This window comes from Priestia sp. SB1, assembly GCF_038898415.1.
In genome coordinates this window covers 1-20,027 of the sequence record NZ_JBBJSS010000001.1, presented here as the reverse complement: position 1 = coordinate 20,027, position 20,027 = coordinate 1, and the positions used below count along the sequence as shown (strand labels likewise).

21 protein-coding genes are annotated in these 20,027 nt (G+C 39.6%); 17 read left to right on the top strand and 4 right to left on the bottom strand.

Annotated features, from left to right (window positions below; genetic code table 11):
• Nucleotides 1–11 precede the first annotated feature (11 nt).
• From WKH56_RS00105 to WKH56_RS00095, 3 genes are all read left to right on the top strand, one after another.
• Nucleotides 12–512, top strand: coding sequence for an RNA polymerase sigma factor (locus WKH56_RS00105; protein ID WP_221832125.1), 501 nt, complete (start codon nt 12–14; stop codon nt 510–512).
• Nucleotides 509–1,372 (top strand): anti-sigma-V factor RsiV, encoded by an 864-nt coding sequence (gene rsiV, locus WKH56_RS00100; protein ID WP_310884056.1) that lies wholly within the window; start codon nt 509–511, stop codon nt 1,370–1,372. Before WKH56_RS00105 ends, rsiV begins: the two co-directional genes overlap by 4 nt.
• Nucleotides 1,373–1,568: 196 nt before the next feature.
• Nucleotides 1,569–2,099 carry an HTH-type transcriptional regulator Hpr gene (locus tag WKH56_RS00095; protein WP_028415001.1) on the top strand — a complete coding sequence of 177 codons (531 nt, stop codon included), beginning with the start codon at nt 1,569–1,571 and terminating at the stop codon, nt 2,097–2,099.
• 40 nt (nt 2,100–2,139) lie between these two features.
• Here WKH56_RS00095 and WKH56_RS00090 read toward each other — a convergent pair whose 3' ends face one another.
• Nucleotides 2,140–3,429 carry a globin-coupled sensor protein gene (locus WKH56_RS00090; RefSeq protein WP_168761200.1) on the bottom strand — a complete coding sequence of 430 codons (1,290 nt, stop codon included), beginning with the start codon at nt 3,427–3,429 and terminating at the stop codon, nt 2,140–2,142.
• A 185-nt stretch (nt 3,430–3,614) separates the two neighbouring features.
• On the opposite strand from WKH56_RS00090, the gene WKH56_RS00085 reads away from it, so the two are divergent.
• The 8 genes from WKH56_RS00085 to WKH56_RS00050 all read left to right on the top strand — a co-directional run bounded on the left by WKH56_RS00085 (nt 3,615) and on the right by WKH56_RS00050 (nt 11,254).
• On the top strand, nt 3,615–4,289 hold the full coding sequence (locus WKH56_RS00085; protein WP_033579928.1) for a C40 family peptidase: 675 nt from the start codon (nt 3,615–3,617) through the stop codon (nt 4,287–4,289).
• A 252-nt stretch (nt 4,290–4,541) separates the two neighbouring features.
• Nucleotides 4,542–4,889, top strand: coding sequence for a hypothetical protein (locus WKH56_RS00080; protein WP_048019958.1), 348 nt, complete (start codon nt 4,542–4,544; stop codon nt 4,887–4,889).
• 18 nt (nt 4,890–4,907) lie between these two features.
• Nucleotides 4,908–5,108: a hypothetical protein gene (locus WKH56_RS00075; RefSeq protein ID WP_033579930.1), complete on the top strand. Its 201-nt coding sequence runs from the start codon at nt 4,908–4,910 to the stop codon at nt 5,106–5,108.
• Nucleotides 5,109–5,110: 2 nt separating this feature from the next.
• Complete coding sequence (locus WKH56_RS00070; RefSeq protein WP_342834706.1) at nt 5,111–6,637, top strand: glycosyltransferase family 2 protein; 1,527 nt, start codon at nt 5,111–5,113, stop codon at nt 6,635–6,637.
• Entirely contained in the window at nt 6,630–7,853 is a 1,224-nt protein-coding gene (locus WKH56_RS00065) for a nucleotide sugar dehydrogenase (protein WP_168761199.1), read from the top strand. The genes WKH56_RS00070 and WKH56_RS00065 overlap by 8 nt, the downstream gene beginning before the upstream one ends.
• A 44-nt stretch (nt 7,854–7,897) precedes the next feature.
• Nucleotides 7,898–9,319, top strand: a complete 1,422-nt coding sequence (locus WKH56_RS00060) for a glycosyltransferase family 2 protein (RefSeq protein WP_221832127.1) — start codon at nt 7,898–7,900, stop codon at nt 9,317–9,319.
• Between the two features lie 154 nt (nt 9,320–9,473).
• The gene (locus tag WKH56_RS00055) at nt 9,474–9,869 is read left to right on the top strand and encodes a DoxX family protein (RefSeq protein WP_048019962.1); all 396 of its coding nucleotides are present in this window, start codon (nt 9,474–9,476) and stop codon (nt 9,867–9,869) included.
• A 170-nt stretch (nt 9,870–10,039) separates the two neighbouring features.
• Entirely contained in the window at nt 10,040–11,254 is a 1,215-nt protein-coding gene (locus WKH56_RS00050) for a cytochrome P450 (RefSeq protein ID WP_342834705.1), read from the top strand.
• 23 nt (nt 11,255–11,277) lie between these two features.
• Here the strand turns inward: WKH56_RS00050 and WKH56_RS00045 are convergent, their stop codons facing one another.
• A complete protein-coding gene (locus tag WKH56_RS00045) occupies nt 11,278–11,646 on the bottom strand; it encodes a winged helix-turn-helix transcriptional regulator (RefSeq protein WP_013084552.1) in 369 nt (122 codons plus the stop codon).
• A gap of 242 nt (nt 11,647–11,888) precedes the next feature.
• Between WKH56_RS00045 and WKH56_RS00040 the strand changes: the two genes are divergently transcribed.
• From WKH56_RS00040 to WKH56_RS00025, 4 genes are all read left to right on the top strand, one after another.
• Nucleotides 11,889–12,404, top strand: a complete 516-nt coding sequence (locus WKH56_RS00040) for an enoyl-CoA hydratase/isomerase family protein (protein WP_221832129.1) — start codon at nt 11,889–11,891, stop codon at nt 12,402–12,404.
• 139 nt (nt 12,405–12,543) lie between these two features.
• Complete coding sequence (locus WKH56_RS00035; protein WP_016765178.1) at nt 12,544–12,669, top strand: hypothetical protein; 126 nt, start codon at nt 12,544–12,546, stop codon at nt 12,667–12,669.
• A 243-nt stretch (nt 12,670–12,912) separates the two neighbouring features.
• Nucleotides 12,913–15,231 (top strand): RNA polymerase recycling motor HelD, encoded by a 2,319-nt coding sequence (gene helD / locus WKH56_RS00030; RefSeq protein WP_221832131.1) that lies wholly within the window; start codon nt 12,913–12,915, stop codon nt 15,229–15,231.
• A 384-nt stretch (nt 15,232–15,615) separates the two neighbouring features.
• Nucleotides 15,616–16,206, top strand: a complete 591-nt coding sequence (locus WKH56_RS00025; protein ID WP_221832133.1) for a CPBP family intramembrane glutamic endopeptidase — start codon at nt 15,616–15,618, stop codon at nt 16,204–16,206.
• A gap of 101 nt (nt 16,207–16,307) precedes the next feature.
• Here the strand turns inward: WKH56_RS00025 and comJ are convergent, their stop codons facing one another.
• Together comJ and WKH56_RS00015 are read right to left on the bottom strand one after the other, a co-directional pair.
• Nucleotides 16,308–16,715: a competence protein ComJ gene (gene comJ, locus WKH56_RS00020; RefSeq protein WP_033579939.1), complete on the bottom strand. Its 408-nt coding sequence runs from the start codon at nt 16,713–16,715 to the stop codon at nt 16,308–16,310.
• Nucleotides 16,716–16,750: 35 nt separating this feature from the next.
• Nucleotides 16,751–17,191, bottom strand: coding sequence for a NucA/NucB deoxyribonuclease domain-containing protein (locus WKH56_RS00015; RefSeq protein ID WP_221832134.1), 441 nt, complete (start codon nt 17,189–17,191; stop codon nt 16,751–16,753).
• Nucleotides 17,192–17,569: 378 nt separating this feature from the next.
• Here WKH56_RS00015 and WKH56_RS00010 point away from each other — a divergent pair, with 378 nt between their 5' ends.
• Together WKH56_RS00010 and WKH56_RS00005 are read left to right on the top strand one after the other, a co-directional pair.
• Nucleotides 17,570–17,830 (top strand): metal-sensitive transcriptional regulator, encoded by a 261-nt coding sequence (locus tag WKH56_RS00010; RefSeq protein ID WP_013058561.1) that lies wholly within the window; start codon nt 17,570–17,572, stop codon nt 17,828–17,830.
• A gap of 155 nt (nt 17,831–17,985) precedes the next feature.
• Nucleotides 17,986–19,935: an FUSC family protein gene (locus tag WKH56_RS00005; RefSeq protein WP_047750005.1), complete on the top strand. Its 1,950-nt coding sequence runs from the start codon at nt 17,986–17,988 to the stop codon at nt 19,933–19,935.
• The last annotated feature ends 92 nt before the right edge of the window (nt 19,936–20,027 follow it).

The window sequence follows — 20,027 nt, the reverse complement described above, 5'->3', positions numbered from 1 at the left end:
TATGAAAGACAATGAAAAAACACGATGCACATCAGATGCTCGTAGCATGCATAACCGAGCATAAAGCAGATTTTTACCGGCTTGCCTTTAGCTATGTGAAAAATCAAGAAGATGCGCTTGATATTGTGCAAGAATCGATTAAAAAAGCACTTATTTCAATAGACAGTATCAAAGATATTCAATCGATTAAAAGCTGGCTTTATAAAATTGTTGTACGAACGGCAATCGATTTCCTGCGTAAGCATAAACGTTTAACGCTTATGGGCGATGAAGAGCTTGAGTATCTGAGCAGCGAACGTGAAGATCAGTATGAAGATATTGATTTAAAGAAAGCAATGGATCAGCTGCCGGTTAAATATAAGACCATTATTATTCTGCGGTTTTTCGAAGATTTAAAAATGGACGAAATTGCGGAAATCATTGAGGAAAATGTAAATACAGTAAAGACAAGGCTATACAGAGCGTTGAACCTGTTGCGGATTACGATGACGGAGGAGGACTTAGAACAATGAATGAAAAAATAGAAAAGTTAAAGAAGCAGTATCATGACATTCCTATTCCAGACGAATTAGATGGTGTTGTTGCACAGGCACTTTCTTCACACCCTCGTAAAAAGAAATTCTATATTTGGCCGAGCTCGATTGCGGCAGCAGCGATGATTTTTATCACAACGGTGAATGTAAGTCCAGATGCGGCAAATGCAATGGCAAAAATTCCTGTACTGGGAAAAGTAGTAGAAGTAATTACATTTGAGGAACTAAAACAAGAAGAAAAGCATTCTCGTATTGACGTGAAAACACCATCGATTTCAGGCTTGGAAAACAAAGGTCTTCAAACAAACTTAAATGAAAAGTATATAAAAGAAAATGAACAGCTGTATGAACAGTTTAAAAAAGAGATGAAAACATTACGAAAAGAAGAGAAAGGAAACGTGGCTGTCAGCAGCGGCTATGATATTATGACAGATACCGATGATTTGCTTGTGGTTCATCGATATGTGGAAGAATCGAGAGCTTCAACGTCGAGCGTTAATCAGTACGACACGATTGATAAAAAACACGAAGTGCTCGTTACGCTTCCAAGTTTGTTCAAAGATAAAAGCTATATAAAGGTCATTAGTGAAAATATTAAACAGCAAATGAAAGATCAAATGAAGCATGAAGAAGGCACAATCTACTGGCTGACTGAAGAAGATATGGATCCTTTTAAAGAGATTGCTGAAAATCAAAGCTTCTACATTACAAAAGATCACAAGCTTAGAATTGTATTTGATAAATACAAAGTCGCTCCAGGATATATGGGAAACATTGAGTTTGAAATTCCAACGGACGTTATTTCAAACCTTCTAGTTGGTAAACGGTATATTCATTAAAAACCAGGCGTGAACACTGAACGTTCACGTCTGGTTTTTTACATAAAGAAACGTTTAAATTTATTTTTATGCAAAATAAGTTGAAATATATAAGCAATCATGTATAATATTCTGTATATATTTTCATTCTTTTTATTTATAAAGTCTTAGGGACAAATGATGTGAACGGTTGCATTTCTAGAGAGGAAGTGAAGAGGTGAAACGCACGTTAAATCAAGATACGATTAAAGATGCCATGCTGTTTAATCAGCTTGTGATGCAAGTAAGCAAAGCTCTTTGGAAGTCTACTGAAAAGGATTGGGAACAGTGGGTTAAGCCGTACGATCTGAGCATTAATGAGCATCACATTTTAGGGATTGCTTATCAGCTGGAAATTGCGTCGATGACCGACATTTCAAAGCTAGGCGTCATGCATTTATCCACAGCTTTTAACTTTGCAAAAAAATTGCACCTGCGGGGCTATCTTACCCTTTCTAAAAATGAGAAAGATAAGCGGAATACATACGTGCAGCTCACAGAAGAAGGAAAAAAGATGTTTTTAAAAACGATCGAGGATTATAACCCTCTTGAAAATCCTTTGTTTCAAGGAGCGATGCCGCTGCGAGATGTTTACGGAGAGCTGCCTGACTTTGTTGAGCTGACGGCTCTGATTCGAAGCATATACGGAGATGATTTTGTCCAGTTCATCGAACGTTCTTCTCAAGAGCCCGCTAGCTTGAAAAAATAAAAAAGCCTTCTTGTGCAAGCTGAGAAGGCTTTTTTGCATATCAACTTTTTTCAGTTAACCGTTCAAGTTCTTCTGAGGAATGGGCCATCTTCTCAATCCGCAGAGATAGCTGCTTCATTGCGTCAGCGATTTTATCAAGCTCTTTTTTTGTTAGAACTGTTTGCTGTTTGTTCTCGGTTGTTATGCTAAGGACGTTCGTGAAAAAAGAAGTAATGTTGTTCATATTGTCAGCTGTATCTTTTGTTAATGTAGCGACTTCTCCACCTAACGCCGAAACGCTTTCGATTTGTTTTTGAATGTCTCCGATAAAAGTAGAAATATTAGAAATCGATTTCTTCGTTTCTTCTGCAAGCTTCCGTACTTCCTGTGCCACCACTGCAAATCCTTTTCCATGCTCACCTGCTCGAGCAGACTCAATCGAAGCGTTTAATGCCAATAAATTCGTTTGCTCCGCAATAGAAGTAACAATCGAAACGATTTGATGGATTTGCTGTGATGTATGTTCGAGCGTTTTCATTTTGTTTTGAATGAGCGACGTATTTTTTTGTATGCTTCCAAGCATGTTTTGTTCTTCTTTTAATTTTGCTTGACTCGTAACGGATTCTTTCTCAATGACTTCTGCCAATTGGGAGCTTTTGTTTGCATAAGAAACGACGTCAGAAGACTGATTGTGCATTTGATTCATAAATTTCTTCGTTTCTTCAGATAACGAAGAAAGGATAGATGATGTACGAGAGATTTCTAGCTGAATTTTCTCTTTTTGAGTCTGAAGTCCAGCGCGCTGCTCGTCATATTCAAGCTCATAGGCTTTTAACACAATTTGCTGTTCTAGACTAATAAGCTTTGTCATACTTGCGATAAAAGCTAGACATTCTTCTTTTGATTCCATCGTACGTTCACATACTGAAAGAAGCGACGTAAATAAATTTTGAAATGCGCACAAATACCAGTTTGGCTCAAGTCCAATTTTAACGTGCATCTTGGAAATTTTTTGACGTTTTACCACAAAAGCGTCGTCTATTTGTCCATCAAACATTTCTAAGATGTGCTGTTTTAACGTTTGTTTTAATGCATGGACGCTGCTGTGCTTTTCGATAATCGCAACCAAATGAGCCTGTTCGCCAATAGCTTTATAAAAATCATTCACGATTTCTTCGATGGCGTTCAGCGCGTGAACTTGAAATCTGGCAATGCGTTCGAGATCCTCTGCCGTTAAGGAAATCATGTTAATCTGCTTTTTTATCATCGGGTCCGATACATGAAGCTTTACAGTGATGGATTCGACAGCCGCGGCTTCGGGGTGCACGTTGTTTCGTTTAAACCAATTCATGTTTATCACCTTTATTTGCTAGAATAGTTGTTTTTCTCTTCTTCTTATATTTCGGCGTTTTACGTCTAAGAGTTGAGGCTGTTTAAAAAGATTGTTATCAAATTGTTATCTTCTATTAATTGAATTGTTATCCGCAGATGTTATGGTTGTACGGTGCTTAAAACATGATTCGGGGAGGAAACGAAATGAAAAAAATGCTATCGGCGCTTCTTGTAGGAGGAGCTTTATTTGCAAGTCCGGCAATGGGACATGCTGCGTTTGGCGACACGGTTTTAAAACAAGGGATGACAAATGATGATGTTGAACAAGTTAAAACGGTGTTAAAAGATAAAGGATTTTTAAAAGGCGAAGTATCGCGTTATTTTAATTATGAAACAAAAAAAGCGGTTATGGCTTTTCAAGAGAAACATAACCTAGAAGCAGATGGAATTGTTGGAGAGAATACATACAATGCATTAGGTAAAGGCGGCGTTGTAGAAGGCGAATCAGAAGTGAATACGGATAAAGTAATCAGCAAAGCAAAATCCTTAATGGGCACCCCGTACAAATGGGGCGGCACTACACCTTCGGGATTTGACTGCAGCGGATATCTTCAGTATGTATATAAAGAAAGCGTAGGCGTTGATATTCCAAGAACGGTTGAAGATATCTATAAAGCAGGTGAAAATGTAAGTGAACCGCAGGTAGGAGATCTTGTTTTCTTTGAAACGTACAAAGAAGGTCCTTCTCATGCAGGCATTTATCTTGGAGACGGACAGTTTATTAACGCATCGTCTTCTAAAGGCGTTACAATTAGCGATAAAAATTCAAGCTATTGGAAAGAGCGCTATATAGGAGCAAAGCGTATTGCAGTCAACTGATTCATAATTTAATAAATAAACAAGGCAAAGCTTAAAGGCTTTGTCTTTTTTTGTTTTCGTTTCAACAGGACTAGGTAACAAGGATCCTGTGTAAAATGGGCTAGTCATGTGCGTATTTGTATGAAAATACGACAAAAGTTCTGTCACCTTTACGACAGAGCTTGTATATATTGATAAAGTAATCTCTTAGGTTAAGTCAATTGTTGTAGGTAATTTGAAGGGATAACAGTATAAAAAGGAGGAACAAACTTTATGTTTTTTTGTTGTTACCGTCGCTATGTAGAAAAGATAAAATACCTGTTGTTTTCAAATCGATTTGCTGAATTTATTCAGGAAAACACAAAAAAAGCAGTAGAAGACGTTGTTTATTCCGACACGTTTAAAGAGTATGTGATCAGTATTATTAAAGAAGCTCAAGAATCACCTTTTAAAGAAATTGCCAAGCAGTATATCGGACAAGAAGTTGTAATTGAAACAACGGCTGGTCCGCTTGAGGGCGTCGTGACGTTTGTTGGGGATAACTATTTAGAATTGATAGAGTCTTCCACATCAACGGTATTACTGCCATTTACAAGCATCGTCACCATTCAAAGTGCTTAAACGAAAGGAGAGAAAAGTATGTTTCAAGATGCATTAAGAGAAAATGTGGGTTCATTTGTGCAAATCATCACAGCTATTGACGTTATTAATGGAACACTGCTTGCTGTTACGGACGCAGCTGCTGTTGTACGTACATCAAGCTCATATGGTGAGCCAACGGATGTAACCATTCCACTAGTATCCATTACGTATGTTCGAATTTTTAGCGGAGTTGAGTGAGTTTGAAAGTATCAGTGATTATTCCAGCCTGTAACGAGGCCGATTCTTTGTTACCTGTCATTAAAGAAGTTCAAAAAATGAAGCCGTTTGAGATTATTGTCGTCGTAAATGGATCCAGTGATACAACAAAGGAAATAGCCGAGGATGCAGGATGCCGCGTTGTTTATTATGAAGAAGCTCTTGGTATTAATATCGGAAGAGCCATTGGGGCTAAAAAAGCAAAAGGAGATATTTTGCTTTTTTTGGACGGAGATATAGCGGTTCCTCATGAGGAGCTGATGAAATATACTCAAGCTATAGAAACCGGTCATGATATCGCTTTAAATAATCTTACATGGATTATGAAACGAAAGGTGCGTCCTCATCCTGTTTCTGTTGCCAAATATATGCTGAACTTGTGCTTACAGCGTGAAGATTTATCTGTTCAAGCCTTAACAGCTATTCCTCATGCCATCAAAAAAACATCAGCAGCTAAAATCGGATACGAGAATTTAGCTCATCCGCCCCTCGCTCATACGATTGCTCTTTTAAAAGGAATGTCAATTGTTGCACCGTGTTCTTCAGACGTTATTTATACAAACAAGATTCGAAACACTCATAAAACCATTCCTACCAATTCCCCTTTTCCTATTTCCACTAACTATATCATTGGAGATCACATTAAAGCGTTAGCTCATCTTATTGAAGAAAAAGGAATAAGAGGCGGACTAACAGACGGCGATCGAAACCGGGAAGTTGTTTCGGCTTATACACCGAATGTGAAACGGAAAACAGGCGTTAAGTACAGCGCCGTTATTCCAGTAGGTGAAGAAAAAGAAACGATTGCAAGCGTGATCCAAGAAGTGAAAAAAGCAGGAGTGGAAGAAATCATCGTGGTTGCCAACGGAGCCGATGAAGTGACGGTTAAGCGAGCAATTGAAGCGGGTGCTACTGTTCTTCATTACAAGCAGCGGCTTGGGCATAACGTCCCTCGAGCAATCGGTGCGATGTACAGCAGCGGTGAGATTTGCTTGTTCATAGATGGAGACATTGTGATTTCCGCGGAAGATTTACGACGGTATTTAGAAGCAGCTGACCAAGGCATTGATGTAGCGCTTAATAATTTAGAGTGTCTGCTGGATGAAGTGCATCCTATTCACTCGGTAAGTACTGCCAAATATTTTCTGAACCTTATCTGTAAACGTCCTGATTTAACAATTAATACAACGACGGCTATTCCCCATGCCATTAAACGAAATGTAATGGAGAAGGTTGGCTACGAATCTCTTATTATTCCGCCTTTATTTCAATTAAAAAGTATTATGTACGGCTTTATGGTTCAGCCCGTTCATTTTGTTGATGTGGCGCGAACGAACCGGGTTCGAAAGGAGCACATGAAAGTCAAAGGTTTGGCGGCATCAACGCAGCGTATTCTAGGAGATTATGTTGAGGCCCTTGCATACTATATTAGCCAAACAAGTGAAAGAGGCGAGTTTTTTCCGGACATACGAAGACATGATATCTTGTTTGAGGTGTTGAAGAATGAATAAAAAAGTTGCTGTTATTGGTCTTGGCTATGTTGGATTGCCGCTTGCTCTTTTATTTGCAAAGAAAAACTATAGCGTCGTTGGTCTTGATATTGACGCACGAAAAATTGAGGCGCTAAAACAAGGGAAAAGCTATATTCCAGATGTGCATAGTGATGTGATTCAAAGCGAGAAAAATTTTGAAGCATATGAGTTACAAAAAGGTATCTCTGCATTTCAAGCATGCGATTATGTAGTTGTGACCGTGCCAACTCCTATTACAGAAAATCATAACCCCGATCTAGGACCAGTCATTAGCGCATCTGCATTCTTAAAAGAACAGATGGTAAAAGGGCAAACCGTTATTTATGAAAGCTCTACTTACCCAGGCACGCTTGAAGAAGTCGTGTTGCCTATTTTGAAAGATTCCAACTTACAGGCAGGTAAAGATTTTTATCTAGCTTATTCTCCAGAACGAGTTGATCCGGCAAACAAATCATACGATATTGAGCATATTCCAAAAGTAATTAGCGGCTACAGCAAAGACTGCCTTTATCACGTGCAGACGTTTTATGAAAGTATTTTTCAACAGGTGGTGCCTGTTTCTTCTCCAAAAGTAGCGGAAATGTGCAAGCTGTTTGAAAACATTCAGCGCCTTGTCAATATTTCGTTGGTGAATGAAACAAATGAATTGTGCGAGGAATTAGGGATTGATTTTCATGAGGTATTACAGGCGGCATCTACTAAGCCGTTTGGGTTCACACCGTATTATCCAGGACCCGGAATTGGAGGGCACTGCATACCCGTTGATCCGCTTTATTTTTTATGGAAACTAAAGCAAAATGGGTTAACGAGCGAACTTATTGAAGCTGCTCATCATATTAATGAAGAAATGCCAAATAAAGTAATTAGACGTGTTGAAAAGCAGCTCGCAGCAAATGAGAAACGCGTGTTTGTTGTAGGCATCGCGTATAAAAAAGACGTAAATGATATGCGTGAATCGCCTGCGCTGACGGTATGTGAAGGTCTTTTAGCCAAAGGATATGAGCTGACGTATCATGACCCTTACATTGACTCCGCTATATTAAATAAGCAAACGTATTTCTCTGTCCCGCTGACAAAAGAAGAAGTTAAAAAAAGCGATGTTGTACTTGTGTTAACCGATCACAGTCAAATCGATTGGTCGATTGTAAAATACGCAAAAAAAGTTGTCGATACAAGAGGTATTTTAAACAAATGAAGCCGCTGAATTGTTCAGTGGTTCTTTTTTTAGGGGTGATATCAATGAAAACTCTTTCTGTCGTGCTGCCCGTTTACAATGAAGAAGAAACGCTAAAAAGCGTGCTTAAACAAATTAAAAAAGTGAACGTGCTTGAGATTATCATAGTTGCAAACGGCTGTACCGATGCTTCAGTTAAAATAGCGAAAGAAGAGGGATGTACGGTAAAAGTAGTAGAAAAACGCCTTTCTCCACATGAAGCGAGAATGGAAGGGGCAAAGGCTGCTAAAGGAGATGCCGTCTTATTTGTAGACGGCGATATTATTCTTTCGGCTTCCGAGCTTGAGCGTTTTGTTCAGCCGCTGTTATTTGAACATAGCGATGTGGTGCTAAACAAGTGGGAAAAAACAAAGATGAATGCTTTTAACCGCAGCGAGCTGACGTGGAGTACGGTTCTGCATCATGCACTTGGAAAGCCTCATCGTGCCAACGCTTGTTTAAAAGCGCCTTACGGTGTGCTAGTAAGCGTATTAAAGAACCACTGGGAGTTGCCGCCTCTTTCTTTATTTGTGACGTTCTTAACACAGTATCGTGTAAGCTCGCATATTACGATCGAAACGCAGGGAAAGGGAAGCTTTCGTCCGTTTGATCGGCCGCTGCGTAGCAGAGAACGAATTCAATCCTACCAGCAGCTTCTTCAAACATATTATACGTTTGCGTCACACCGTAAAAGGCGAGTGGATATGCTCGCACAGCCTCTTCCAGTTGTTGAGCACGGCTGGGGGAGATTATCTTCTTTTTATGGAGGTAAACAGCTTTCTGTTATTATTCCGGTTTGCAACGAAGAACAAACACTCAAACAAGTGATTGCAGAAGCAAGAAAACTTGAACCGTTAGAAATTATTGTTGTGATTAACGGCTCTACGGATCAGTCGGAGAAGTATGCCAAAGAACAGGGTGTTAAAACTATTGTTTACGATGAGCGGTTAGGGCATGATTGCGGAAGAGCTGCAGGAGCACTTGCAGCAACGGGAGATATTCTTCTCTTCATAGACGGGGACTTTGTTCTTTCAGCTCAGGAGTTGTATCCGTTTGCTGCAGCGGTAGCGAGCGGTGTCGATGTAGCTTTAAACATATGTGAAGATGAAGAAAAGCTCACGCATGTGGTCCAGGGGTGGAAGTACGTGTTGAACGAGACAATAGGAAGAAAAGATTTATTAATGAGCTCCATGACAGCTGTTCCTCATGCCATAAGCAGAGAGTGCCTCGAGAAAATTGAGCCCGAATCTCTTGCTGTACCGCCTTTTGCCCAAGTAAAAGCCATAGTAGGGGGGTTTCATGTGCAGGCCGTTCACCATGTTGATGTAAATAAATTTAACCGATTTCGATATTCTGAACACTTATCATTAAAGAGCCATTCTGCTACGGCAGAACTCATTATTCAGGATCATATTTTTGCATTTCTATCTTATCTTCAGCGTGACTGAGCAGGAAGCATGGTCTTATTTTCAAAAAAATGTTTAAAATGAGGTAAAGAAATTTGCTGATATCTTGTTTTTCTGTTCTAACCTCTTGAATTTGTTCACAGTTGTAACTAAAATTGTTACATGTGCAGACAAAAGTAAAAAAGGAGGAAAAGAAATGAAAAGCTATCAGCTTGGAACGTTTTTACTTCGTCTTATGTTAGGACTAACGTTTTTTATTCATGGACTTGGCAAATTTCAAAGCGGTATTGATAATACGGTCGGTTTTTTCCACAGCATGGGGATTCCCGCGTTTTTCGCTTACGCAGTTGCTGTTATTGAATTCGTAGGAGGAGCCGCTATGATTCTTGGGTTTCAAACGCGCTTAATAGGTGTTCTGTTTGCGATCGTGATGATTGGCGCTATTTTCACAGCGAAAAGCGGTGCTGGTTTTACAGGCGGCTATGAGCTTGAGATTGCCCTTTTTGCTGTTTCGCTTCATGTGATTCTAGCAGGAAGCGGCGCGTACGCGTTAGACAACCGATTACAAAAGCCAGAAGAACATTATTCTTAAAAAGGGTAGGCGCTATGCGCCTACCCTTTTTTGTAAAATATATACTTCTATCGATTCATTTTTACTAAAATATACAGCTATCATTTTTAAGGAAATTCGTATATATGGTACTATTTGGTCATAGATGACTACATAGTCAGTCTATTTGAACGATACGGGGAGGTTTTAACATGAAAACCGAAAGAGAAAACGGAATCGTCCGTCAAGTGAATACGATTCAATCAAAAGAAGAGCGCTTTAATCCTTTTTCATGGTATGAAGAGATGAGAAACAGCGCGCCTGTGCAATGGGACGAAGAAAGGCAGGTATGGGATGTTTTTCACTATGCTGGAGTCAAAGAAGTGCTAGAACAAAAAAATATTTTTTCTTCTGATCGAAGACCTCCACAAAACCAAAGACAAACTGCTCTAGGAACAAGCCTAATTAATATTGATCCGCCTAAGCATGCTGAAATGAGAGCGCTTGTTAATAAAGCTTTTACGCCTAAAGCAATGAAAGCATGGGAGCCTAAAATTGCGCGCATTACCGCTGAATTATTACAAGAAGTTGAGCATCTTGAAGATATTGATATAGTTGAGCATCTTTCCTATCCGCTTCCGGTTATGGTAATTGCCGATATTTTAGGCGTCCCGATAGAAGATCAGCGCCAGTTTAAAGACTGGTCGGATATTATCGTAGCGGGTCCATCGAATAATGAACGTGAAACGCTCGAAAAATTGCAGCAAGAGAAAATGAAAGCAAACGATGAGTTAGAAACTTATTTTTATCGAATCATTGAAGAAAAACGGACGCAGCCAGGAGATGATATTATTTCCGTGCTTCTTCAGGCAAAAGAAGAAGGGAAACAGCTAACGGATGAAGAGATTGTCGGTTTTTCTATTTTGCTGCTGATTGCAGGAAACGAAACAACTACGAACTTAATTTCAAATACGATTTATTGTTTAATGGAAGATAAGGATTCTTTTGAACATCTCAAACGTGAGAAAGAGCTTTTGCCTTCTGCGATCGAAGAAGTTCTTCGCTATCGTTCACCGGTTCAGGCTCTTCACCGAATCGTAAAAAAAGATGTGACTCTTGCCGGTCAAAAACTAAAAGCGGGCGAACACGTTATTCCATGGATGGGATCCGCGCACCGAGACGCGCAGTACTTTGAAGACCCAGATGTATTTAAAATCGACCGAAAACCAAATGTGCATATGGCATTTGGAAGAGGGATTCATTTTTGCTTAGGAGCACCGCTTGCTCGAATCGAAGCAAAGATTATGCTGGCTGAGCTGATTGATCGCTATCCGCATATGGACTGGAGCCCGGCATTTGAGTTAAAGCCGATTGAAAGCACGTTTGTGTACGGGTTAGAAGAATTATTGATTCGTAAACATGTATAAAAAAAGCACGCTTTGCGTGCTTTTTACTCTTTCTCTGCCTGAATTCTCGCTTCAGCAATTTTATCCGTATGATCATATCCCCATTTAAACATCAGCTCGATAATAGGAATGAGAGTTTCTCCAAAAGGCGTTAAATAATATTCTACTTTAGGCGGAACTTGTTTGTAGACTTCGCGGTGGATAATTCCGTCCCGCTCAAGTTCACGAAGCTGCAGCGTCAGCATTCGCTGCGTCACGCCTGGAATGAGTCTGCGCAGTTCATTAAAGCGCCGGCGTTCCTTCGATAATTGATATAAAATGACGCTTTTCCATTTGCCTCCGACTACATCAACGGCTGCTTCCACAGGGCAAGAATAGCCGTGAGGCTCCCATTTTGTTAAGTCGTATTTCATAGTGATTACTCCTTTTATCCGTGAGTCCAGCTGCATTTGTGCTGTCTATACTATAGCACGTCTTATTTGATAAAAACATGGAAATGATTCATGGAATTATTGACGGAAAATTAAAAAAGTAATGGAAATAATTATGAGTTTGTTGTATGATGAAACTATGAAAATAATTTTTCTATTAAAAAGCGAAATATTTTGAAAGCGCTTTATTTATAAAGGACGACAGGGGAAAGGGCGGAGGAACGATGAAAAGATTTATCAAAGTAGAAAAAAGAAATCACGTGGCGGTTGTACGAATGAATCAGTCGATGCTTAATCGTTTGAACAGTGAAGTTATGTATGAGCTGCAAGAAACGATGAATGAGCTGCAGCACGATGCGTCGGTTGGATCTATTGTATTTATGGGAGAGTACTATAAAATGAACGGCGATCATAGAACAACTTCTTTCCTGCGTGAAGAAACAGGAAGGCTTTATCAGCCGATTCATGCAGTAACAGCTCGAGCGATTTTTCATCGCATTTCATGGAGCTCCAAACAAACGATTGCGCTTCTTACAAACTTTACGTTTGGCGGAGGGTATGAGTTAGCTTTAGCATGCGACGTACGAATTGCAGAAGAACCTGTGCAGCTGAAGTTAACAAACGGTATGACCGTTAGTGCGCAAGAAGCATGCAACATGGGTAAAGTGCAGCATATTGTGCAAAAAGGAAAAGGGTTGGACTATTCGCTTGCGCTGAACGCATTAGAAAAGGAAGCTTAAAAAACGCTTTCACTTTATTTTTATAAAGTGAAAGCGTTTTTATTTCATTTTGTTGATAAAAAGGTATTGAAAATTCTGAAAAAAGGAGTAGAATGATAACAAATCTACTTATTTTAAATAAGCAAAGGAGCTGGTATCAATGCCATTCATTTTTAAAGAAGCGGTAGTCGGATTGTTTACAGCGGCAGCAGCAGGTTTACTGGCGTTTCAAGGGGTAGAAGTGGTGTCAGCCATCATTCATCTGCTAACTTTTTGGAAACAGTAATAGCTAATAAGTAGAGAAACAACTTATAAAGATAAGGGGCTTGAGACTTTCTCAGCCCTTTTTGTTGTGGAGCTCATTATTTTTCAGTATACTAACGGTGGAAATTAAGACATAATATGGTTACATAGCAGGGATTTACGAACTCAGTAGGGAAGTATGTAGACTCTGAAAAAATAAACAATGATCGCTTTTACCCGGTAACAAGTTTTGTTATCGGGTAACGTGTGTAAGGGGTGTGGATAAGTGAAAGATAAAAATTTAACAGAAGAACAGCAGCGAGTTGATTGGGTAGTCGAAGAAATCAGCCAAAAAGCTGAAAAAATAGGCAAAAGCGTAGGAAGCGTAAAAGGCGAAATTGTCGATTTGCGAAGCACGTTTTGGGACGATGTCACGGTTAATATGGATGAGCCGGATGACGTGATTGAGACATTTACGAGCATTAAGCAGCAGGCAGAACTTTTAGCTGAACGTGAAATTACCCATAGACAAGCGTATGATCAATTAAAAACATTAAAAAAGCTAACGCAATCCCCTTATTTTGGACGTTTTGATTTTATAGAGAATGGTGAAAAAGAAGCGGAAGCTGTTTATGTGGGCGTGGGCTCTTTAATGGATCAAAAAGATGAAGAGTTTTTAATTTATGATTGGCGTGCGCCTATTTCGAGTCTTTATTATGATTATTCACCGGGAAAAGCGCAGTACGAAACGCCAGGTGAAGCGATAAAAGGCGAGATGAAGCTAAAGCGTCAGTTTATTATCGAAAATAGCGTAATTAAAAGCATGTTTGATACAGGAATTACCATTCGAGACGAGCTGCTTCAAGAAGTGCTCGGACACAACGCAAGCAGTCAAATGAAAAGTATTGTAGCGACCATTCAAAAAGAACAAAACCAAATTATTCGAAATGAAAAAAATAAAGTGCTGATCGTCCAAGGAGTAGCAGGGAGCGGTAAAACGTCTGCAGCTCTTCAGCGGGTGGCTTATCTTCTCTATCATCATCGAAAGCAGCTGACTGCAGAAAATATGATGCTGTTTTCGCCAAATCCGCTTTTTAACAGCTACGTCTCAACTGTTCTTCCGGAGCTTGGAGAAGACAATATGAAACAAACAACGTTTCAGCAATATGCCGACGGACGGTTAGGAAACGAGTTTGACGTGGAGGATTTGTTCGTTCAAATTGAATATTTATTAACGGAAAAAGATGCTGCGGCAAAAAAACAAAAAATGCAGGAAATCCGCTACAAAGCAAGCCGTGAATTTAAAAAGCAGGTAGATGCGTATATCGAAGAGCTGTCTACTAAAGACATCATTTTTAAAAACATTAAGTTTCGCGGCGAAATCGTGTTATCTGCTCGGCGTTTGTTATCTTATTTCTATTCGCTTGATACGGGAATTTCCATTCCTAACAGAATGCAGCTCGTAGCCGAGTGGGCGCTTAAGCTCATCAACCAGCTTGAAAAACTTGAACGTAAAAAAGATTGGGTTCAAGAAGAAATTCAGCTTTTAGAAAAAGAAGATTATGTCGAGGCCTATCAGCACCTGCAGAAAAAGGAAGGCTATACCGAAAGCTCATTTGATGACTTTGACCGGGAACAAGCGTATTTAGCCAAAGCCGTTGTAGCTAAGAAAATGAAATTTATTAAGCAGGCCATCAAGCAGCTTAAATTCATCGACATTCGTCGTATCTATATGCAGCTGTTTGAAAGACATCACCTTTTTTCACATGTAGAAGGATGGGACGAAACAGCTAAAAACACGGTGGAAAGAGTTATGAACATGAAGCTGTCTTATGAAGATGTAACGCCTTACTTGTATATAAAAGATCAAATTGAAGGGCGAAAAGCCAATCCTGTCATTCGCTATTTGTTTATTGATGAAGCACAAGATTATTCACCGTTTCAGCTAGCGTTTTTAAAAGAGCTGTTTCCGCATGCTAGAATGACGCTGCTTGGAGACTTGAATCAAGCGATTTATGCGCACGCCTTGAACGCACCGACCATTCTTTCAAGCGAACTGTACGAAGAGAAAGAAGCAGAAACGCTGACTCTTACAAGAAGCTATCGATCAACGCGTCAAATTGTCGAGTTTTCAAGGGATATGGTGGCAAACGGCCATTTAATCGATCCGTTTAATCGAGACGGAGCGAAGCCGACCCTGACGGCTGCAGGTAACGTCAAAGATCTGCATGACGCAATTATAAACAAAATTAATGAATTGAAGCAGCAAAACTATAAAACAATTGCTGTGATTGCCAAAACTGCTGAAGAAAGCCGAGAAGCATTCCAAGCACTGCCTGATTCGATGTCTGCAAGGCTGCTGACAAAAGAAACAAGTTCATTTGAAAAAGGCATGCTTGTCCTGCCAGCCTACTTAGCAAAAGGAATTGAGTTTGATGCAGTCATCATTTACAATGCCTCGAGTGAATGTTATCAGGATGAATATGAGAGAAATTTATTTTATACAGCATGCACAAGAGCGATGCATGAGCTCCACCTGTTCTCACTTGGTGAAATTAGCCCGTTTATATCAAATAAAGAAACTTATGAATACAACGGTAAATAAACAGAGAACGGTCAGTGTCTTGAGTGTCTGAAATAGTAGTACGAAAAATCGAGGGTGAAATCGCAAAGGTTTTACCCTCGATTTTTTATTTATATGGAGTCAGCTCCTGTTCATTGCCAAAATAAAAATTGTTTGATTAAGTTTCCACTACTATAAAACGAATTAGAAAGACAGTGAAAGGAGGATTTTTATATCCAATATTTACGAATAAATGTATTACTCACCTCTTTGATAAGTTTATTTTTCTCGGGTATTATTCTTATTTCTTATAAGTTATTTGCTGCAGGAATGTTGCCCATCATAGGCTTGCTTTTTATCTACGCTTTAACCTCTAAATACCGTTCAACTGTTTCTCTGTTTCTATTCTTTTTAGTAGGGACATGTATGTTTCAAGTAGGAAGCAATTATTTCATTGAATGGGATCTATCTAAAGAGATGAAAATCATTGTAAACAGAGTTTTACTTTTGTTTATCATAGGTGGACTATTGCTTTCAATTTTATTGTCCAAGCAAAAGGTATTTCTTTTTGCATCATTACCAGACTGGCAGAAACGTATAGTGATGCCACATCATTCAATTAAACTAACGTATTTTTTACTGTTTGGTCTAATTGGTTCGGCTACAATTTTTGTACCTTTACTATTCGCTGAAGATATAAGCTATACAAAATCATTCGTCATATACGGTATAGTATTCTCAATTATAAATGCAATTTTAGAAGAGGTGCTTTGGAGAGGAATTATGTTATCTCATTTAAAAAGCAGTCTATCGACTTTTTACGCTGTTTTTATTACGAGTATTGGATTCGGTCTTTTGCACATATCAATAGGAATTCCTGTGGTAACAAGTTTACTTTTTTCTTTTGTTGGACTTTTCTATACATTTGTCGTTTTAAAGACGAAAAGCATATACCCAGCCGTAGTTTTTCATTTTATTATTAATTTAGGCATGGTCTTTAACGGATGGATATTTTAGTATCTTGCACCAAAAAGCTCAGAGCTATATATCGCTCTGAGCTTTTTATGAGTTATTAGTGTTGTATATTACCTGAACTGTCTACAGTAGGTCGTCTTTTTTTATTGACTTTCAAAATGCAGCAAATACTTCACTAAATAAAGGCCTGAGTTTGTTTTTTCTTGAAGAGGAATGGTCAGGCATGTAACGTAATAATATCCTTTTGGAATATCATAGCTTAAGGCTTCAGATAGGACGCTTTTGATTTCAATGCCATCGCTTTCGACGTGAAATGGAAGGCGAGTCGTCTTTTCAGCTTGTGATGCGTCTGGAGTTTCGTTTACCCACACTTCGACAATGGCTTTTGTGTTCGAAACGGCTTCAAACGAAATGGCTTTATCATCTGCGACATATCCTTTTTGAATATCTTCATCACTCCAGTCGTGATGGGGCTTTGGCTGTCCTTTTTGAAACAGCGTAAACTGATGATATGACATCGTTAGCTCTTGTTCTTTCCATTTTGTTTTCATCTTTTCACCTCTTCAAAGTAAAGCTTGTTCAGCTATTATTGCACGATAAATTGTACGCGTGTACCATCTGGGTATTGTTCTAATTGATTTCCAACCCATGAGCCCGCTCCGCGGTTATCAGAAGGTGAAATATAGCGAATATCAGCTCCCGCTCCGCCTTCTTCGCACATAGCCATTGGCCATTCATCGCGGTCATATCCTGTTTTTGTTGGGTATCCTTTCAGCGATTCTTCCCGATTCGCTTCAGCACCGTCGCGATCAATTGTGCAAACGGAAGAGTGACCAGCGGCAATCGCGTCGCGAATATGATCACCCGTTTCAGGATATCGGTCCAGTGGAAAATAAAGCGTTGCATCATAGTTTACTTCGGCTTCCGTTTTTTCAGGAGCTAAAAACGCTGCATGTCCTATAAACCCTAAAACGCATGCAATGATAATGAATAGACTTGCCATTAATTTTTCCCCGTATGTACTCATCTCAAACCTCCAGTGTAGTCGTTTTTACAGCTTAACTATACTCTCAGATTGCTAAGTTTAGATTACAGGACAATAAATACGGTGTAAACAAGTATTAACAATTATGTAAAAATGATCATTTTGTCTTGTCTGTAAGATGTAAAAAGCCCCCATAATATTCTGAGAGTTATACTTTCTGATGTTTATCTACTTACGATTCAGATTAAATGCAGTGTGAAGTGTATATTTGCATGTGGGTGAGTCCTAGGTGAAAAAAAGAGTCAATTTCCTTTACTTGACATCATACCCTAATAGGTATAAAGTTGTGTATACATTTACTTCTTGCGTATAGCTTAAAAGCAAGAAACGCAATCATGCATGAGCGGAGGTAGTAGTATGATGGAATATGATAAGCAAGTTAAAAATCGCTTGAAACGAATTGAAGGTCAGTTAAAAGGCGTCTTGAATATGATGGAACAAGGAAAAGACTGCCGCGACATCGTGACACAGCTCTCAGCAGCCAGAAGCGCAATTGATCGCACGATGGGTGTTATTGTCAGCACAAACCTTGAACAATGCGTAAGAGAAAGCATTGAAAAAGGCGAGAATACCGAAAACTTAGTAAAAGAAGCAGTAGAGCTGTTAGTAAAAAGCAGATGAGACATTCGTTTCATCTGCTTTTTGTTTTTACTGTACGCTGCTCATAAGGATAAAAAGCGCTGTTCCTAAACACAATACGGATAGGAACAGCGCTTTTTAGGTTTATCTCGTTTTAAGAACAGGAAAGATATATGAAGAGAAAGGAGGAGGTCAAGGTGAGTGATGACAAAAAGTCACCAACATATAATCATACGGAAATTCATCATAAAATTGAGGCTTCTCCAAAAGCGCCGGGAATCAAAGCTGCTTTTCGCTTTAACCACGCTTCTTCTCCGTGGGTAAGAGGAATCAGCTCGGGCTTGTCTTCAAGTTTGCCGATTTTAATAGGAATTTTGTTTGATCATTTGCAGTACGGACTCATTGCAAGTATTGGCGGCTTTACATATTTGTATACAAAAGATGAACCTTACGCGCAGCGTGCCGTTAAGTTATTTTTAGCTTTGCTTGGCGTTACGCTGTGCTTTACGCTAGGCTCGTTATTTGCTGACGTGGAGTGGATGAAAACTATTTTATTTGGTGTGATTGGAGCCGTATCGGTTTATATCTTCGGAGCTTTAAAAATTCCGGGACCCTCCGCGATGTTTTTTGTCCTTTCATTTGCAGTGAGTACAAGCATTCCAGCTCCGAATTTACAGGCAGTTTTTTTGCATGCAGGTCTCGTTTTTTTAGGAGGAGCACTATCTTGGTGTATTAGCATGAGCGGCTGGCTTATTAATCCGCGCGGTCCTGAAACGGCCGCTGTGGCGAAAGCTTATAGGCAGCTAGCTTCATTTGTTGGATCACTTGGCACGGAATCGTTTCACGCTGAGCAGCACAAAACGGTTGTAGAGCTTCGGGCAGCGGAAACAGCAATGAAACAAGCGAAAATTAATCGAAAAAAATCATCGTTTTCTCACCGCCTGTTTTTATTAAACCAAAAAGCTGAAGGGCTGTTTATTTTTGTGATGGCCGCTGCGAATGATTTTAATCCGGCTGTTTCGAAAAAAGCACAAGCGGTAATTGAAACGTTCGCATCCGAAATGGCCACGTTAAAAAAACATAAAAAAATTCGAGACGTGCGAGAAGAAATTGAAGAGCTGTCCATCAAAGAAGAGCTGCGCACATTGTTACTAGATGTAAACGACGTTCTTCAAATGAAGGAATTAAAAGAAACGGAGTATATTCAATTTTCACAAGGCAGCGTAAAAGCACGGTTAAAAGCTGCTTTTCACAAACGTTCGTATGTACTTAAAAACGCTTTGCGCTACGGAATTATTATGATTATCGCCGCAGCTGTTGCCTACACGACAGACATTCCAAGGTCTTACTGGATTCCTCTCACGTGTGCAGGAGTGATGCTTGGGGCAACCGTTCGTGCAACGGTTCAGCGAGGTATTCAACGCTCTGTCGGAACCATTTTAGGTATTTTAATTGGAACCGGGATTCTCATGCTTGAACCAACGGGAATTGTCATTGCGCTCATTGTCTTTGTGCTTCAGTCAACGATTGAAATTGTGATTGTTAAAAACTACGCGCTCGGTACGCTTTTTATCACACCGAATGCTCTTTTAATTGCTGAAAGCGGTCATCCGGACAAAGCGATTAGCTACTTTACGTCCGCTCGAGTGATTGATATTGTTATTGGTTCTGTTATTGGAGTGGTCGGTACGGTATTAGTTTTTAAACGAGCTTCTTCGCTTCGTCTGCCGTATTTACTTGGAGATGTCATTCGAAAAGAAGGACAATTTTTAGAAATGCTAAGCACTGAACAAGATGAAGAAAGAATTAAACAAGAAAGAAATAAGCTTCAAGGGGAACTAGTTAATCTTCGGGCGCTTTATGATAATGTGATTGGAGAATATTCTAAAACGGCCGTCAAGCTCGAAGGACTGTGGCCGGCAGTTGTCGCTACGCAGCAGTTAGGTTATATGCTTCTTGCGTCGTATGAAGGATATGAGCTGTCAGAAACGGAAAAGCGAGAGCTTCAGGAAACATTTGCTCAGCTAGCCGCAGCAGCAGAGCAAAAGCGAGCGCCAAAGCTTTCAAGTGTTCCGACCCTGAAACGCTACCCCATTATTCAAGGGGAAATCACTGCTTTATATGAAAGTCTGCAGGTAGAAATATAAAAAGCACGGAACCAATGAATTGCCCCCTGTCAAGTAGACAGTGAAAATAATAAAAACAACACTAGACGGCTTTAGCCCTGAACTCGAGAGGG

Bases quoted from the DNA above. Each gene is read 5' to 3' on its own strand.
- WKH56_RS00105 (WP_221832125.1), top strand. From the start codon at position 12: ATGAAAAAACACGATGCACATCAGATGCTCGTAGCATGCATAACCGAG.
- rsiV (WP_310884056.1), top strand. From the start codon at position 509: ATGAATGAAAAAATAGAAAAGTTAAAGAAGCAGTATCATGACATTCCT.
- WKH56_RS00090 (WP_168761200.1), bottom strand. From the start codon at position 3,429: ATGAATTGGTTTAAACGAAACAACGTGCACCCCGAAGCCGCGGCTGTC.
- WKH56_RS00085 (WP_033579928.1), top strand. From the start codon at position 3,615: ATGAAAAAAATGCTATCGGCGCTTCTTGTAGGAGGAGCTTTATTTGCA.
- WKH56_RS00080 (WP_048019958.1), top strand. From the start codon at position 4,542: ATGTTTTTTTGTTGTTACCGTCGCTATGTAGAAAAGATAAAATACCTG.
- WKH56_RS00075 (WP_033579930.1), top strand. From the start codon at position 4,908: ATGTTTCAAGATGCATTAAGAGAAAATGTGGGTTCATTTGTGCAAATC.
- WKH56_RS00065 (WP_168761199.1), top strand. From the start codon at position 6,630: ATGAATAAAAAAGTTGCTGTTATTGGTCTTGGCTATGTTGGATTGCCG.
- WKH56_RS00060 (WP_221832127.1), top strand. From the start codon at position 7,898: ATGAAAACTCTTTCTGTCGTGCTGCCCGTTTACAATGAAGAAGAAACG.
- WKH56_RS00055 (WP_048019962.1), top strand. From the start codon at position 9,474: ATGAAAAGCTATCAGCTTGGAACGTTTTTACTTCGTCTTATGTTAGGA.
- WKH56_RS00050 (WP_342834705.1), top strand. From the start codon at position 10,040: ATGAAAACCGAAAGAGAAAACGGAATCGTCCGTCAAGTGAATACGATT.
- WKH56_RS00045 (WP_013084552.1), bottom strand. From the start codon at position 11,646: ATGAAATACGACTTAACAAAATGGGAGCCTCACGGCTATTCTTGCCCT.
- WKH56_RS00040 (WP_221832129.1), top strand. From the start codon at position 11,889: ATGAAAAGATTTATCAAAGTAGAAAAAAGAAATCACGTGGCGGTTGTA.
- WKH56_RS00035 (WP_016765178.1), top strand. From the start codon at position 12,544: ATGCCATTCATTTTTAAAGAAGCGGTAGTCGGATTGTTTACAGCGGCA.
- WKH56_RS00025 (WP_221832133.1), top strand. From the start codon at position 15,616: ATGTTTCAAGTAGGAAGCAATTATTTCATTGAATGGGATCTATCTAAA.
- comJ (WP_033579939.1), bottom strand. From the start codon at position 16,715: ATGAAAACAAAATGGAAAGAACAAGAGCTAACGATGTCATATCATCAG.
- WKH56_RS00015 (WP_221832134.1), bottom strand. From the start codon at position 17,191: ATGAGTACATACGGGGAAAAATTAATGGCAAGTCTATTCATTATCATT.
- WKH56_RS00010 (WP_013058561.1), top strand. From the start codon at position 17,570: ATGGAATATGATAAGCAAGTTAAAAATCGCTTGAAACGAATTGAAGGT.